This is a genomic window from Streptomyces sp. NBC_00454 (genome assembly GCF_041434015.1).
Taxonomy (GTDB): Bacteria; Actinomycetota; Actinomycetes; order Streptomycetales; family Streptomycetaceae; genus Streptomyces.
Genome location: NZ_CP107907.1, coordinates 2241858 through 2256459, shown reverse-complemented (window position 1 = coordinate 2256459; position 14602 = coordinate 2241858). Strand labels below are relative to the sequence as shown.

Sequence of the window (14602 nt, the reverse complement as noted above, 5' to 3'; positions counted from 1 at the left end):
GGCCGGTGAGGCGGACCTAACTTAACCGAGGCTTACCTGACCTATACCCGCCCGTCCAGTGATTCAGCCCACACCTTCCGCCGCCGGACACGGGGCCGTCACGGGGGCCTCATGCGCAGCCCACGGTCAGGTCAAGGGGAGGTCAAGTCCAGGTGGTCGTTCCGCAGGGCGGAACGGTTGCCTCCAGCAGCGATCGCCGGTGCGGCCGCCGGCTCCTCCCTTACGGGGATCACCAGCGGCGCCCCCGTACGCGGATGCGGGAGCACCTCCACCGGCTGCCGGTAGACCCGGCTCAGCAACCCGCCCTCGAACACCTCGCCGGGCGGTCCGTCGACCGCGATCCGGCCCTCGTGCAGCACCGCGACCCGGTCCGCGTACGCCGCCGCCAGCCCCAGGTCGTGCAGGACCACCACCACCCCGTCACCGGCCGCCGCCCGTTCCCGGCAGATCCGCAGCACCAGCTCCTGGTGGCGCAGGTCCAGCGCCGCCGTCGGCTCGTCGAGCAGCAGCAGCGGGGCCCGCTGGGCCAGTACGCGGGCCAGCGCGACCCGGGCCCGCTCGCCGCCCGAGAGCGCCGAGAAGGGGCGGGCCGCGAAGTCCGAGACCTCGGTGGCGGCCATCGCGGCGGCCACCGCCTCCTCGTCGGCTTCGGCCAGCGGAGTGCCCGCCCAGGGGGCACGGCCCATCCGGACCACGTCCTCCACCGGAAAAGGGAAGGACAGTGCGGCCGACTGGGGGAGGACCGCCCGGCGCAGGGCCAGATCCGGGGCCGACCAGTCGCCCACCGGACGCCCGTCGATCCGTACCACCCCGGAGGCCGCCGGCAGGTCCGCCGACAGCGCCGCGAGCAGGGTGGACTTGCCCGCGCCGTTCGGCCCGACCAGGGCCAGTACCTCACCGGCCCGCACGGTCAGCCCGATCCCGGCCAGCACCTCGCGCTGCCCGAGCCGTACGTGCAGCTCCACGGCCTCGGCGAGCGGCGCCCCGGGGGCCGGGCGGGCGGGGACGCCGCGCCCGGCGCGCCGCAGCCGGCCGAAGTCGTAGCGCGCCATCAGGCCCAGCCCCCTTGCTTGCGACGGGTGCGGCGCAGCAGCCAGAAGAAGAACGGGCTGCCGAGCAGGGCGGTCAGCACACCGAGCGGCAGCTCGGCGGGCTGGGCCAGGGTGCGCGCGGCCAGATCGCCCGCGACCAGCACCACGGCTCCGGCGAGCGCGCTGGCCGGCACCAGGAAGCGGTGGCCGGGGCCGTTGGCCATGCGCAGCAGGTGCGGGACCAGGAGCCCGACGAAGGTGATGATCCCGGCCACGGCGACGGCGGCCGCGGTGAGCAGCGCGACGACGAGGATCAGGGCGAGCCGCAGCCGCTCCACATCCACGCCGAGATGGCGGGCGGGACGTTCGCCCAGGGCCAGGAGGTCCAGCTTGCGGGCGTAGAAGGGGGCGAGCAGCAGCCCGGCGAGGGCGCAGGGCAGGACGGCGAGCACCTTGGGCCAGGTGGCCTGGGCGAGGGAGCCGAGCTGCCAGAAGGTGATCTGGTTGACCTGGCCGCTGTCCGCGAAGAAGACGAACAGGCCGATCAGGGCGCCCGCGAAGGCGTTGACGGCGATGCCGGTGAGGATGAGGGTGACGACCTCCGTCCGCCCCCCGCTGCGGGACAGCAGGTAGACCGCGCCGACGGTGACGAGTCCGGTGACGAACGCGCAGGCAGTGATGGTCCAGTTGCCGAAGAAGGTCAGCCCGAGCCCGATCGCGGCGACCGCGCCGACGGCGGCGCCCGCCGAGATCCCGATGACCCCCGGCTCGGCGAGGGGATTGCCGAACACCCCCTGCATCAGAGCGCCGGCGCACCCGAGGCCGGCCCCGACGAGCAGCGCGAGCACCACGCGGGGCAGTCGTACGTTCCACAGCACGCTCTCCCCGACCCGGTCGAGGGCGGCGCCGCCGAGCCCGAGGCGGTGCTGGACGGACCCGAGCACGTCCCCGAGCGGGATCCCGTAGGCCCCCACCCCGGCGGAGACGAGGGCGAGCAGCACGAGGACGGCGAGGAGCCCGCCGGTGAGCAGCACGGGGGTCCGCCGGCGGCCGGGGATCAGGGTTCGGGCCGGGGTTCGGGGCGGGATCCCGGGCGGGGTTCGGGGCGGGGCCCCGGGGTCCTTCGGCCCCGCCGGAGGCCGGTCGAAAGAGGTCGTCACGTCAGGAGGCCTTGCCGTAGAGCTGGTTGATCAGGGAGGTCAGCACCTGGTCGGTGCGGGGGCCGTAGTTCAGCAGGACCCCGTCGTCGACGCTGATCACCCGCCGGTCCATCCCGGCCGGGGTCTGCGCGACGCCCGGGATCTTCACCAGGCCGTCCACCCCGCCGACGGACTCCAGGCCCTTGGACATGACCAGGATCGCGTCGGGCGCGGCGGCCGCCAGGGCCTCGCTGGTGATCGGGGTGAAGTCCTTGCCGAGCCCCGACTCCGGGCCGGTGTCCACCGCGCCGGCCGCGTCCAGCAGGGAGCCCGCACCGGAGTCGGAGCCGCCCATCAGGTACACGGAGGCGGTGCCGCGCAGGTAGAGGAAGGCCACGCGCGGCTTCTTCCCCGAGGCGGGCAGGCCCTCGCGGGCGGTGGCGATGCGCTCGGCGGTGCGCCGGTTGAGCTCGGTCCCGGCGTCCTTGACGCCCAGGGCGGCGGCGACCGCGTCGGTCCGCTTCGCCACGTCGTCCAGGGACTTGGCCGGGGCGACCACGAGCAGCGGGATCCCCGCGTCGCGGATCTGCTGGATCGCCTCGGCGGGGCCGGAGGTGGTCTCGGCCAGGACCAGCGTCGGGCGCAGCGACAGCACGCTCTCGGCGGAGACGTCGTGGCCCCGCGTCACCACCGGGAGCTCCGCGGCCTGTTCGAAGGTGGCGGTGATGTCCCGGGCGACGACCTTGGGGCCGAGTCCGAGGGTGTACACGATCTCGTTGAGGCTGCCGGTCAGGGGGACGACCCGGTCGGCGGAGGCGATGGTGACCCGGGCGCCGTCGGCGGAGGTCACGGTGGCCGGCAGGACGGGTGCCGGAGCCTCGGCGAGCGGTTCCACCCGGTCCGGGACGGCGGCTACGGCCCCGGTCGGGTGGGCGGGGGCTGCCGTACCTCCGCAGGCCGTCACGCCGAGCGCCAGGACCAGGGAGGTCAGGGCAAGGGCGAGGCGGGATACGTGGGTTGAGGCGGCGGGCGTAGGCACGAAGGCACCGTCCTGATCGTCCGACTGGGGGTTCGGGATGGGGTTCGGGATTCCGGGGGCCGGGGGGTTTCACGCCCGGCCAGATGTAGCTTAGGTTAGCCTAACCTCGCTTGCTAGCCCCTGGAGGGGACCATCATGTCCGCAAGGCCCACCCGTGCGTCCGCCGTCGCCCTGCTGGCGACCCTGGCGGCCCTGCTGGGAGCCCTGCTCCCGGCGACCACCGCCCAGGCGGCGGGCCGCACCGTGGAGGGCGGCCGGCTGGACTGGGGCATCAAATCCTCCTTCCAGAGCTACGTCACCGGCCCGGTGGCCAAGGGCGGGTTCAAGCTGAGGAACGGAGCCGCCACCGTCGGCGGCAGCCTGTTCCGCTTCCACTCGGCGACCGGCTCCTACGACCCGGACAGCGGCGCCCTGCAAGCCTCCTTCAGCGGCGGCGTCGCCTTCCAGGGCCACCAGAAGCCGGACGGCACCTACGAGCTGGACCTCAGCGTCAGCCGCCCCACCATCAGGATCAACGGCGGTGGCGGCACCCTCTACGCGGACGTCTCCAGCAAGGCCAAGGACAGCGGCGCGGTCACCACCGCCTCCCAAGTGCCCTTCGCCACGCTGGGCCTGGGCGGGCTGAACATGAAGGGCGGCGCCGGCCCCGTCGTCCTCACCAACATCCCGGCCACCCTCACCGACCAGGGCGCCAAGGCCTTCGCCGGCTACTACGAGGCCGGCGCCCAGCTCGACCCCGTCTCCCTCTCCGTGGACGTCAAGCCCGCCGCGGCCGCCGAACAGCCCGCGCAGACCCCGCAGAGCTCGCCGACCCCGGCCGCCGAGTCGCCCGGAGCCTCGCAGGCTCCGCAGGGCGCCGGGGCGTTCACCGACGCCGCCGTGGACTGGGGAGTGCGGCGCACCTTCCGCGAGTACGTCTCCGGCTCCATCGGCCAGGGCAAGTGGGAGCTGACCGAAGGAGCGCAGGACGGCGGAGCCCTGTTCCGCTTCCCGCAGGGCAAGGGCGCCTACGACGCCGCACAGGGCACGCTCGACGCGGCCTTCGCCGGATCCGTCCACTTCACCGGAGCCCATCTCGACCTGAAGCTCGGCAAGGTGGGCGTCAAGGTGGAGAACGGCAAGGGCGTCCTGTCCGCCGACGTCACCACCGGCGGGCAGACCAAGAACGCGGTCCCGCTCGTCGAGTTCGACGCCAAGGGCCTCAAGGCCGAGGGCGGCCTCGCCACCCTCACCGAGGCCCCGGCCACCCTCACCGAGGGCGGCGCCCAGGCCTTCAACGCCATGTACAAAGCGGGCACCGAGATGGACCCCGTCTCGCTGGCCGTCGCCCTCGACGGCGCCGCGAAGCTCCCGGCCCTGCCGAACCTGGGCTCCACGGCCACCCCGGCCGCCCCCGCCACCCCGGCCCCGGCCGCCGCCGCGAACGCGGCGCAGACCTCGAACACCGGCCTCTACGCCGCCCTCGCGGTGGCCGTCCTGGTCCTGGCCGGCGGAGCCGCCTTCCTGGTGGTGCGGGGGCGCCGCACGGAGTCCGCCGGGTCCGCCGAGGCCCCCGTACCGACCGAGCCCGCGAAGCGGGACTGACCCGCGGCGGCCTCCGCGCCACCCACCCACCCCCTCCCTCGCTCTTCTTCCTTCCCCGTCCCGTTCAGGAGACCTCAGCCATGTCATCCACCCGCCGCCCGGTCGCCATCGCCGCCGCCCTCGCCACTGCCGCAGCGATAGGCGCCACCGCGTTCGTCCTGCCCGCCGCCGCGGCGGGCCGCGCGTCCGTGGCCCCCGCCGCGGGCCCGACCGCGCCGGTCCCGGTCATCGGCGGCACCCTCGACTGGGGAGTCCTGGAGAGCTACCGCACCTACGTCACCACCGCTGCCAAGGGCGAGATCACCGTTGCCGACGGCGCCGTGAAGACCGACAAGGGCTTCCAGTTCGGCGAGGCCACCGGCCAGTACGACCCGGCCAACGGCCATGTCGTGACCGCAGCCTTCAGGGGCAGCGTCACCTTCAAGTCCGTCGCGCACGGCTTCGAGGTGAAGCTGGCGAACCTGCGGATCGACTCGGGCAAGAAGACGCTCGTCATCGACGTCACCCGCGACGGCAAGCTCACCGCGGACGTCCCCTTCGCGAGCGTGGCCTTCGGCCAGGGGCCCATGACCAACCTGGTCACCACCCTGACCGCGGAGGCCGGCAAGCTGCTCGGCTCCGACACCTACGCGGGCAAGACCGGCGACCCGCTGACCGCCGCACTGAAGTTCCCGGCGGCGCCCTCCCCGAGCCCGTCCACCTCCGCGAGCCCGTCCACCTCCGCGTCCGCCTCCCCGTCGAAGTCCGCCTCCCCTTCGGCCCCCGAGAGTTCCTCCCCGACGGCCGAAGGCCACGGCCCGCAGCAGATCCTGAGCGGCAAGCTGGCCTGGGGCATCAAGGAGTCCTTCCGCAAGTACGTCCAGGGCGCGGGCGGCACCGTCACCCCGGCGGACGGTGCGGTGGTCAACGGCGACAGCTTCGCCTTCGGCGCCGGCAAGGGCACCCTCGACACCAAGGCGCTGAAGCTCAACGCCTCCTTTGCGGGCAACCTGCGCTTCCAGTACCCGGGCCACGGGATCGACATGACCTTCGGCAACGTCCGCATCAACGCCGAGGGCGCCAAGGGCACGCTGGTCCTGGACGTGAAGACGGCGGCCGGCACCAAGGCGGACGTCCCCTTCGCCACGCTCGACCTGTCGAAGGCCGAGTACAGGACCAAGGGCGGCCTGCTGGCCCTGAACTCGGTCCGTACGGCGCTCACCGCCGAAGGCGCCGCGGCCTTCGCCAACGACACCACCGGCTCCCTGTACAAGGCCGGCGACCGGGTGGACGACGTCAACCTCACCGTCTCCGTCGACAAGGACGCCGTCGTGCCGACCACCGCGCCGACGACCGCCCCCACCGCCACCACCCCCGCACCCGCCGGCGGAAGCGTGGGCGGGAGCGTCGGCGGGAACCTGGCCTCCACCGGCGCCGAAATCCCGGCCGGAACCCTGCTCGGAGCCTCCGGCGCCATCGTGGCCGCCGGCGCCGGAGCGGTGTACGTGGCACACAGGCGGCGTACGGCCCAGAACTGAGCCGTGCTTCAATTCCCGCGTGAACGATCTCGACGTCCTGAGGGTCTTCTGCGCGGGTGACGGCAGCCACGGCAACCTGCTCGGCGTCGTACGCGACGGCCGGACCTGCCCCGACGATGACTCCCGGCAGGCCCTGGCCGCCGAACTCGGCTACAGCGAGACGGTGTTCGTCGACGACCCCGAGCGCGGGGTCGTCGACATCCGCACCCCCGGTACCCGGATGTCCTTCGCGGGGCACCCGCTGGTCGGGGTCGCCTGGCTGCTCGACATCGAGGAGCTCCAGCCGCCGGCGGGCCCCGTATGGGCGCGCGACGACGGGGAGTTCACCTGGATCACCGCCCGCCCGGAGTGGGTGGCGGGCAAGCGCACCGAGCAGTACGCCACCGCCGCCGAGGTCGAGGCGCTGCCCGCCCCGCCGCCGGGCGAGGGCTGGCTGTACGCCTGGGCGTGGGAGGACGAGACCGCGGGCCGGATCCGGGCCCGCGGGTTCCCGCGCCGCCCCGACGGGGCGATCGTCGAGGACGAGGCCACCGGCTCGGCGGCGATCCTGCTGACGGCCGAGCTGAACCGGGCCCTGAACATCACCCAGGGCGCGGGCTCCCAGATCCTCACCGCCCCCGGCCCGGACGGCACGGTGGAGATCGGCGGCCGCGTCCGCTTCGACCCGGGCGGCAACTGAGCGACTGCGCAACTGAGTACGTCGGCGCGTGCGGCTGAGTACCTGCGCCCTGCGGCCGGGGCGCCGCCGGGTGCTGAGATGGAGCCATGAACACGACGGCGCCCTCCGCGACCTCCCCGAGCCCCGCCGACGCGCGGCAGCAGCAGTGGCTGCTGGTGCCCGCGCTCTTCTCGGTGCTGGCCCTGGTGGCCGGGGGATTCGGCTACGCGACCTCGTACCTGCCCGAAGCGCCGTTCTGGCTCTCGCTCCCGTACCTGATCGCGCTGGGCCTGGTGGCCGCCGCGTGGCGCCGTCCGTGGACGGCGGAGCAGCGCACGAACCGCATCGTCACCGGCATCCTCGGCTGCACGCTCGCCCTCCTCTACGCCCAGGTCGCCCAGGTCGTCCTGGGGTTCGTCGCCGTCGCCGTCTGGCTGGTCCAGGGTGACTAGCCCCGAGCGGTACCGCCGGCTGGAGCCCGCCCTCTTCTCGCTGCTCATCCCGGCGATCGGGTGGTACGACTACGCGCACCCCCGCAAGGACGTGTCCCTCTGGGTCTACCTGCTCCCGCTGGGCTTCGCCGTCGCCGTGTGGTTCGGCCGTGATCGGCCGCGGCGCATCGGCCTCGGGGTCATCGGCTGCATGCTCGCCTGGAGCGCCTCCGGCCTGCTCCCGACCATCGGGCTCTGGGTCTGGGTGCTGCACGGGGTCCCGTAACCGGGGAATGCGAACGGCGAAGGGGGGCGGGTCCGCAACGGGCCCGTCCCCCTTCGCCGTTCGGCGTCGCCGCGGGCGGCTACGCGCTCATCGGGAACTGTTCGCCCAGCTCCCGGAACACCGACCCGTTGAAGTCGAAGGCGCGCTTGCACTCGTCGATGATGCGCTGCTTCTCCAGGTCGTCCGCGGCGATCGCATCCAGCAGCTCGCGGTAAGTCCGCTTGAAGGCGGCCGGGTTGGAGATGTCGGCGAACACGTAGAAGCGGACGCCGTCCCCCTTGCGCTCGAAGCCCCAGGTCCGCTCCGCCTTGTCGCGGATGATCTGGCCGCCGGAAAGGTCGCCCAGGTAGCGGGTGTAGTGGTGGGCGACGTACCCGCCGGGCCAGGAGGCCGCGCATTCGGCGACGCGCGCCGCGTACGCCTCGGTGGAGGGCAGTGCCACCAGCGTCTCGCGCCACCGCGGACCCCGCAGGTGGGCCAGGTCGCGCTCGATCTCGGCCACGCGCATCAGTTCGGGCTGGATGAACGGTCCTGCGACCGCGTCGTCCTTGAGGGCCTCGGCGGCGTCCTCCAGTGCCCGGTACACGAACCACAGCTGCTCGGTGTAGCGGGTGTAGGCGTCGACTCCGAGGCGGCCTCCGAGCAGGTCGCTCATGAAGGACGAGGTCTCTGCCTCGGTGTGCTGCTCGTGCGAGGCGACACGGATGACGGTGGAGAAGGCGTCCAAGGCGGACCTCCGAGAAATCGGAAGAAAAAGGAAAGGGGGAGACGGGCGCGACGGCCTTGCCGCCACGCCCGATCCTCCTACTTAGGCTTGCCTAAGTCAATGTGTTCCCGACGCCTTGTCGGTAAAAACCTCCGCGAGGTGACTTCCTTCGGTCAGGGCAGCGTCAGGATCTCCGCCCCGGTGTCCGTGACCACCAGCGTGTGCTCGAACTGCGCGGTGCGCTTGCGGTCCTTCGTGACCACCGTCCAGCCGTCCTCCCACATGTCGTACTCGTGGGTGCCCAGGGTCAGCATCGGCTCGATGGTGAAGGTCATCCCGGGCTCGATGACGGTGGTGGCGTGCGGGCTGTCGTAGTGCGGGACGATCAGGCCGGAGTGGAAGGACGAGTTGATCCCGTGGCCCGTGAAGTCCCGGACCACGCCGTAGCCGAAGCGCTTCGCGTACGACTCGATGACCCGGCCGATGATGTTGATCTGACGGCCCGGCCGGACGGCCTTGATGGCCCGGGCGAGGGCCTCGCGGGTGCGCTCCACGAGCAGCCGCGACTCCTCGTCCACGTCGCCGCACAGGTACGTGGCGTTGTTGTCGCCGTGGACCCCGCCGATGTACGCGGTCACGTCGAGGTTCACGATGTCGCCGTCCCGCAGGACGGTCGAGTCGGGGATCCCGTGACAGATGACCTCGTTGAGCGAGGAGCACAGGGACTTGGGGAAGCCGCGGTAGCCCAGCGTGGAGGGGTAGGCGCCGTGATCGCACATGTACTCGTGGGCGACGCGGTCCAGCTCGTCGGTGGTCACCCCCGGCGCGATCAGTTTGGCGGCCTCTTCCATCGCCTGGGCGGCGATCCGGCCGGCGATGCGCATGGCCGCGATGGTCTCGGGCGTCTGCACCTCCGGTCCGGTGTACGGAGTGGGCGCGGGCTTGCCCACGTACTCGGGACGGCGGATGTTTCCGGGAACGGAACGGACGGGGGTGAGCTCGCCTGGTACGAGCAGCGACTGGCCAGACATGCAAGCGAGTGTATCGAGCGGGTATGGGGCAGCATGGCGACAGAGACCGGCAGCGAGAGGAGCCCGAGGACGATGGCCCTGTTCAAGAAGCGCCAGGTGGGCAAAGAGGGCGAGTGGTACTACTGCCTCGTCCACAAGAAGGTCGAGGAAGGCCCCGAGTGCCCGGCGAAGGACCGTTTCGGCCCTTACGGGACCCCGGAGGAGGCCACCCACGCCATGGAGACGGCGCAGGAGCGCAATCTCGAATGGCAGAACGATCCGAAATGGAACGACAAGACCCGCGAGGACGGGGAAGCCGCTCCCTGACCGGTGCTACCAGTGGCTGGGGGTCCGCGCTACCAGCGGCTGGGCGGCGGCGAGGTCAGCTGGTCCGCCAGCCGTGCCAGCCGGTCCCGGAAGCGCCGGGGCCCGCGCTGCACGGGCATGCTGTTCTCCCCGGCCGCCGCGCTGACCAGGTGCTGCACGGTGTCCAGATCCATCCCCCAGCTACCGCTGGGAGGTGCCCCCTGGGCGGCGGCGCCGGGCACCGACAGCGCCTCGTGCGCGAGCGTCCCCAGATCCGGATCCCCGCCGTCCAGGGACAGGACGGTCGCTCCCGCGCGCCGGGCGTCGTGGACCCGCTCCAGCAGCCCCTCGCCGGGCTGCTCCGGAGCCACCACCAGCAGGGTGTGCCCGCGCCGGGCAGCCTCCAGCCGGCTCAGGCCGACCGACAGGTGCGGGGCGTCACCGGGCAGCACGTGGTGGCGTACGAGCGTGGGTGCCAGCTCGGGCAGCCCCGACCAGGCGGCCTCGTCGACCAGGTGGGCGGCCATGTGCCAGGGCTCGTACGACTCGGTCCCGACGAGCAGCAGGTTTCCGCCGGCCGGTACGACCGACCGCCGCAACGTCACGGCGAACCGCCTTGCGGCACCCGGCCACTCCGTACCGGCGAGCACCTCGCGCAGCAGCGCGACCCTCACGGCATCCATACCGGCATCCTGCCGCATAGAAGGGACATACGGGAGCCGTTCCCCCCATCCACCCCCTCCAGGGGATCTCCGTAGATCTCCGTAGACATCCGTGGATCTCACATCCACCGCGCATTCGACTCTGGGGGTCCCGGCATTACCCTCGCCCCCATGACCTCCACAGACAGCACGCAGCAGCCCCCCGCGAAGGCTCCCGCCAAGGACCCGTGGGACCTCCCCGACGTCTCCGGCCTCGTCGTGGGCGTCCTCGGCGGCACCGGGGACCAGGGCCGTGGCCTGGCCTACCGGCTCGCACGGGCCGGCCAGAAGGTGATCATCGGCTCCCGCGCGGCCGACCGGGCGCAGACCGCCGCCGACGAGCTCGGCCTCGGGGTGGAGGGCGCGGACAACGCCGAATGCGCGCGCCGCAGCGACATCGTGATCATCGCGGTGCCGTGGGAAGGCCACGCCAAGACCCTGGAATCGCTGCGCGAGGACCTCGTCGGCAAGCTCGTGGTGGACTGCGTCAACCCGCTCGGCTTCGACAAGCAGGGCGCGTACGCCCTCCAGGTCGAAGAGGGCAGCGCGGCCCAGCAGGCCGCCGCCCTCCTGCCGGACTCCCGCGTCACGGCGGCCTTCCACCACCTCTCGGCGGTCCTCCTCCAGGACGAGTCGGTCGACGAGATCGACACCGACGTGATGGTCCTCGGCGAGGTACGCGCCGACACGGACATCGTCCAGGCCCTGGCCGCCCGCATCCCGGGCATGCGCGGAGTCTTCGCCGGCCGCCTGCGCAACGCCCACCAGGTCGAGTCCCTGGTGGCCAACCTCATCTCCACCAACCGCCGCTACAAGGCCCACGCGGGCCTGCGCGTCACGGACGTCTGAGCCCACCCGCGCCCCGCCGCACGAAGGCCCCGCCAAGCGCGGCGGGGGCCTTCGTACGGCGGGCCCGTCAGCTCCGGCGTCCGCCGCGCCCCTCGACCGGGCCCAGGTGGGCCACCACGCCCCGGAAGAACCGGTCCACGGCATCGTCCACGCTGCGGATGAACCCGGACTCGGTGTTGCCGCGCGTGCTGCCCATGCCCTTGAGCAGCGACAGCCGGAAGCCGGTGACCGCCGAACCGTCGACGGGCAGCAGGTCACCCGGTTCCGGCCGCAGCCGCTCCAGGGTGCCGCGCGGCCCGTTCCCGGCCTCGACCAGGCTCTCCACGTGCAGATCGGCCGGAGCCTCGGCGAGCAGCCGCACCAGCCGCTTCACCGTGGCCAGCGGGTACGCGCCCTCGGGGGCCGGCACGTCCACGGACGTACGGACCTTCGAGGTCCTGAGATCGGCGCTCACGGCGATGACGCTGCTGGTCCCGTCGATGCGCAGTTCCGCGGAGAGCTTCCCCTCGGCGCACAGCCGCTCCGCCGCCGCGACCCGCCTGGCCTGCGGATCGCTGCCCCGCCGGGCCCGCTGCACGGGGAGCGCCTTCTGACCGAGTTCCCCGCCGAGGCGAAGGCAGACCTGGCGGATGAGCTTCTCCCAGCTCTCCACGACCTCCACGGCACGCGCGTCGCCCCGGCTGAGGGTTTCCTCCTCGATGCCGTTGCGTACGGGCACCCAGGCGGATCCCATGTTCTGAAAGCCATGGCAGCCCGACTGCTCGTGCTGGAGGTACTCCAGCAGCTCCTGCAGGAGCCAGGCGTGCGCCGCGTTGCCCACGCCCTCGTGCCGGATCAGCATCTGTGCCTGGTGGGCGACTTCGGCCCAGGAGAGGTGCCAGAGGCTGACCTTGTGCTTGCGGCGGCCGTCGACCTTCACGTCCACCATGGCGCGGCCTTCGAGGGCCACATCGTTGGAGAGGGTGATCACGGCCTCGTAGCCGCGGCGCGTCGCGATGTCCACGTACTGCTGGATCTGCTCGGCCTTGAGCGGGTTGCCGTTCGTCTTCGTCTCCACGAGCGCCGTCCACAGCTTGCCCGCGCGTTCCACCCGGATCACCCCGTCGGGACGCCGCGGGGTGTCCCCGTTCGGGAGGGAGACCTCGGTGAAGGTCTGCATCCGGCCGGCGGGCGCGCCGAACCCGGCGGTGAGGCGGCGGCCGAACTCCGGTACCTGCGCCATGACCGACAGCAGCACGGAGGTGGCGCGCACCTCGCGCTCCTTGTCGCTCTTGAGGGAGGGGACGGGGAACAGGCGGGCCTGGCTCCAGGAGTCGTTGTCGGCGAGGGAGTTCTTGGGCACCTTGGGCAGGGTGACCTTCTTCCTCGTCGTACGGGGGCCGCGGCCGCGGGTCTGGGCCGGTACGACGGCCGCGGCGGCCGGTACGAGATCCGGCGCCGGGATGGGTCCGGCCTCCCCGGGCGGCTGCGCGGCCTCCGGCGCCGCCGCGGCCTCCTCGCCCGCCCCGGCCTCCTCGTCCTGCTCCGTCTCCTCGGCCTCCTCCAGCACCGGAATGCCGAAGTCCGTGGCCAGGCCGGCGAGCCCGGACTCGTAGCCCTGGCCGACCGCGCGGAACTTCCACTCCTCGCCGCGCCGGTACAGCTCGCCGAAGATGAAGGCCGTCTCCACGCCCGCGTCGTCGATCGAGTACCCGACCAGCGGTTCTCCGGAGCGGTCCGCGACCGTCATCCGCAGATCGTCGAGGTCCCCGAAGCGGGCGCCGCCGTACCGGCTGGCCGCCACGACGATCCGGGCGACCTCCTCGGGAACCGCCGTCAGGTCCACGCTGATGCGGTCCTCGTCGCCGCTGTCGGTCGGCGTCTTGCCCAGCAGCTGCACGCTGCCGTCGGCCGCCGCCGGGTTGTTGTAGAAGTAGAAGTCGTTCTCGCTGCGGATCTTGTCGTTCGCGTCCAGCAGCAGCACGGAGACGTCGGCGTCCCCGGCGCCCGAGGCGCTGGTCCAGCTCAGGCTCACCACGACCGCGCCGGCGTCCTCGCTGAGGGCGGTCAGGCTGACGTTGGCGCCCTTTGTGATCTCCTGCATTTCTTTCCCCCCGGGTGGCCCGGCACCGTCCATGGCGGACCGAGGCGGTCGGGCTCTGCGTCTGTGCGTCTTCGGGCACCGCACGTACGGTGCGCCCCCGGCGAACCGTAAACCGTGCCGGAGGAAAAGATCACGAGAAGGCGGAAAACAGCCGGACGGGAGCACGCCGGGGCATGGGGGACACTGGAGGGGCTTGAACCGCTTCAGTGCCTTCGAGGAGCTCCCGACATGCCCCGCCTTGCCGTCTTCGCCGTTGTCCTCTGCGTCCTGGCCGTGGCCGCGGCCGTCGTTTCCTTCGTGGAGGGCAGCCTGCTCGGGATCGTGTGGGTGCTGATGGCCGGCATCACGTCGAACATGGCCTGGTTCTACGTGCGCAAGGCGAAGATCGACAAGGCGCGCAACGCGGGCTGACGAGCTCGTCAGGCGGCGCTGCAGAAGCCGTTGGCGTCCTGCCAGAACCGGTAGAGGCTGTGGCCGCAGTAGGTTTCCAGGTCGCTCACGCCCAGCGCGGACAGCAGCCCGTTCACCACGTCGAAGAAGTACGCGTTGACCTCCGGGATCCACAGCAGCGCGAAGACGGCCAGCAGTCCGAACGGGGCCAGCGGGGCCACCTCGCGGCGTACCCGGTGGGAGAGCCAGGGCTCGATGATGCCGTAGCCGTCGAGGCCGGGCACGGGCAGGAAGTTCAGGATCGCCGCCGAGACCTGGAGCAGGGCGAGGAAGGCGAGCGCGAAGCGGAACGGCTGCGGGACCCCGTCGAGGGCGTCCAGCCAGAACGGGGCCGTGCAGACGACCGCGAAGGCCACGTTCGTCAGCGGGCCCGCCGCCGAGATGAGGCTGTGCCGCCAGCGGCCCTCGATCCGGTCGCGCTCGATGTACACCGCGCCGCCGGGCAGGCCCAGGCCGCCCATGATCACGAAGAGCACCGGCAGGACGATGCTGAGCAGCGCGTGCGTGTACTTGAGGGGGTTCAGGGTCAGGTAGCCCTTGGCCCCGACGCTGAGGTCCCCGCTGTGCAGGGCGGTGCGGGCGTGCGCGTACTCGTGCAGGCACAGGGAGACGATCCACGCGGCTGTGACGAAGAGGAACACCGCCAGCCCGGTGCTGGTCGAGTACCCCGTCCACACCGCCCATCCGGTCACGGCCATGACGGCGAAGATGCCGATGAAGACGGGACTGATCCGCCGCTCGCTGCGGTCGTGACTACGGTTGTGGTTCCCCAGGTGACCCATGCGGCGAACCTATCCCGCCGACTGATCCGA

Annotated in this window: 16 protein-coding genes; 8 read left to right on the top strand and 8 right to left on the bottom strand. The window is 72.3% G+C overall.

Annotated features, from left to right (window positions below):
• Positions 1 to 131: 131 nt before the first annotated feature.
• Genes OHU74_RS10455 through OHU74_RS10445 form a run of 3 tightly spaced genes read right to left on the bottom strand, consistent with a single transcriptional unit; the run spans position 132 to position 3209 of the window.
• Positions 132 to 1052: a heme ABC transporter ATP-binding protein gene (locus OHU74_RS10455; RefSeq protein WP_371615631.1), complete on the bottom strand. Its 921-nt coding sequence runs from the start codon at positions 1050 to 1052 to the stop codon at positions 132 to 134.
• The gene (locus OHU74_RS10450) at positions 1052 to 2191 is read right to left on the bottom strand and encodes a FecCD family ABC transporter permease (protein ID WP_371615630.1); all 1140 of its coding nucleotides are present in this window, start codon (positions 2189 to 2191) and stop codon (positions 1052 to 1054) included. Before OHU74_RS10450 ends, OHU74_RS10455 begins: the two co-directional genes overlap by 1 nt.
• A gap of 1 nt (position 2192) precedes the next feature.
• A complete protein-coding gene (locus tag OHU74_RS10445; RefSeq protein WP_371615629.1) occupies positions 2193 to 3209 on the bottom strand; it encodes a hemin ABC transporter substrate-binding protein in 1017 nt (338 codons plus the stop codon).
• 132 nt (positions 3210 to 3341) lie between these two features.
• On the opposite strand from OHU74_RS10445, the gene OHU74_RS10440 reads away from it, so the two are divergent.
• The 5 genes from OHU74_RS10440 to OHU74_RS10420 all read left to right on the top strand — a co-directional run bounded on the left by OHU74_RS10440 (position 3342) and on the right by OHU74_RS10420 (position 7685).
• Positions 3342 to 4793: an HtaA domain-containing protein gene (locus OHU74_RS10440; protein ID WP_371619635.1), complete on the top strand. Its 1452-nt coding sequence runs from the start codon at positions 3342 to 3344 to the stop codon at positions 4791 to 4793.
• An 80-nt stretch (positions 4794 to 4873) separates the two neighbouring features.
• A complete protein-coding gene (locus OHU74_RS10435) occupies positions 4874 to 6310 on the top strand; it encodes an HtaA domain-containing protein (RefSeq protein ID WP_371615628.1) in 1437 nt (478 codons plus the stop codon).
• A gap of 19 nt (positions 6311 to 6329) precedes the next feature.
• On the top strand, positions 6330 to 6989 hold the full coding sequence (locus OHU74_RS10430; protein ID WP_371615627.1) for a PhzF family phenazine biosynthesis protein: 660 nt from the start codon (positions 6330 to 6332) through the stop codon (positions 6987 to 6989).
• Between the two features lie 86 nt (positions 6990 to 7075).
• On the top strand, positions 7076 to 7420 hold the full coding sequence (locus OHU74_RS10425) for a hypothetical protein (protein WP_371615626.1): 345 nt from the start codon (positions 7076 to 7078) through the stop codon (positions 7418 to 7420).
• Positions 7413 to 7685 (top strand): hypothetical protein, encoded by a 273-nt coding sequence (locus OHU74_RS10420; protein ID WP_371615625.1) that lies wholly within the window; start codon positions 7413 to 7415, stop codon positions 7683 to 7685. Before OHU74_RS10425 ends, OHU74_RS10420 begins: the two co-directional genes overlap by 8 nt.
• 79 nt (positions 7686 to 7764) lie before the next feature.
• Here the strand turns inward: OHU74_RS10420 and OHU74_RS10415 are convergent, their stop codons facing one another.
• On the bottom strand, positions 7765 to 8412 hold the full coding sequence (locus tag OHU74_RS10415; RefSeq protein ID WP_371615624.1) for a heme oxygenase (biliverdin-producing): 648 nt from the start codon (positions 8410 to 8412) through the stop codon (positions 7765 to 7767).
• A gap of 152 nt (positions 8413 to 8564) precedes the next feature.
• Positions 8565 to 9422, bottom strand: coding sequence for a type I methionyl aminopeptidase (gene map / locus OHU74_RS10410; protein WP_371615623.1), 858 nt, complete (start codon positions 9420 to 9422; stop codon positions 8565 to 8567).
• Positions 9423 to 9494: 72 nt separating this feature from the next.
• On the opposite strand from map, the gene OHU74_RS10405 reads away from it, so the two are divergent.
• Positions 9495 to 9728, top strand: a complete 234-nt coding sequence (locus OHU74_RS10405; RefSeq protein WP_371615622.1) for a hypothetical protein — start codon at positions 9495 to 9497, stop codon at positions 9726 to 9728.
• 29 nt (positions 9729 to 9757) lie between these two features.
• Here OHU74_RS10405 and OHU74_RS10400 read toward each other — a convergent pair whose 3' ends face one another.
• Positions 9758 to 10390: a hypothetical protein gene (locus OHU74_RS10400; RefSeq protein ID WP_371615621.1), complete on the bottom strand. Its 633-nt coding sequence runs from the start codon at positions 10388 to 10390 to the stop codon at positions 9758 to 9760.
• 150 nt (positions 10391 to 10540) lie between these two features.
• On the opposite strand from OHU74_RS10400, the gene npdG reads away from it, so the two are divergent.
• On the top strand, positions 10541 to 11257 hold the full coding sequence (npdG, locus tag OHU74_RS10395; protein ID WP_371615620.1) for an NADPH-dependent F420 reductase: 717 nt from the start codon (positions 10541 to 10543) through the stop codon (positions 11255 to 11257).
• A 67-nt stretch (positions 11258 to 11324) separates the two neighbouring features.
• Here npdG and OHU74_RS10390 read toward each other — a convergent pair whose 3' ends face one another.
• Positions 11325 to 13340: a TerD family protein gene (locus tag OHU74_RS10390; protein ID WP_371615619.1), complete on the bottom strand. Its 2016-nt coding sequence runs from the start codon at positions 13338 to 13340 to the stop codon at positions 11325 to 11327.
• 228 nt (positions 13341 to 13568) lie between these two features.
• Between OHU74_RS10390 and OHU74_RS10385 the strand changes: the two genes are divergently transcribed.
• Positions 13569 to 13751, top strand: a complete 183-nt coding sequence (locus OHU74_RS10385; RefSeq protein ID WP_371615618.1) for a hypothetical protein — start codon at positions 13569 to 13571, stop codon at positions 13749 to 13751.
• Positions 13752 to 13759: 8 nt separating this feature from the next.
• Here the strand turns inward: OHU74_RS10385 and OHU74_RS10380 are convergent, their stop codons facing one another.
• Positions 13760 to 14572 carry a site-2 protease family protein gene (locus tag OHU74_RS10380; protein ID WP_371615617.1) on the bottom strand — a complete coding sequence of 271 codons (813 nt, stop codon included), beginning with the start codon at positions 14570 to 14572 and terminating at the stop codon, positions 13760 to 13762.
• Positions 14573 to 14602: the final 30 nt, after the last annotated feature.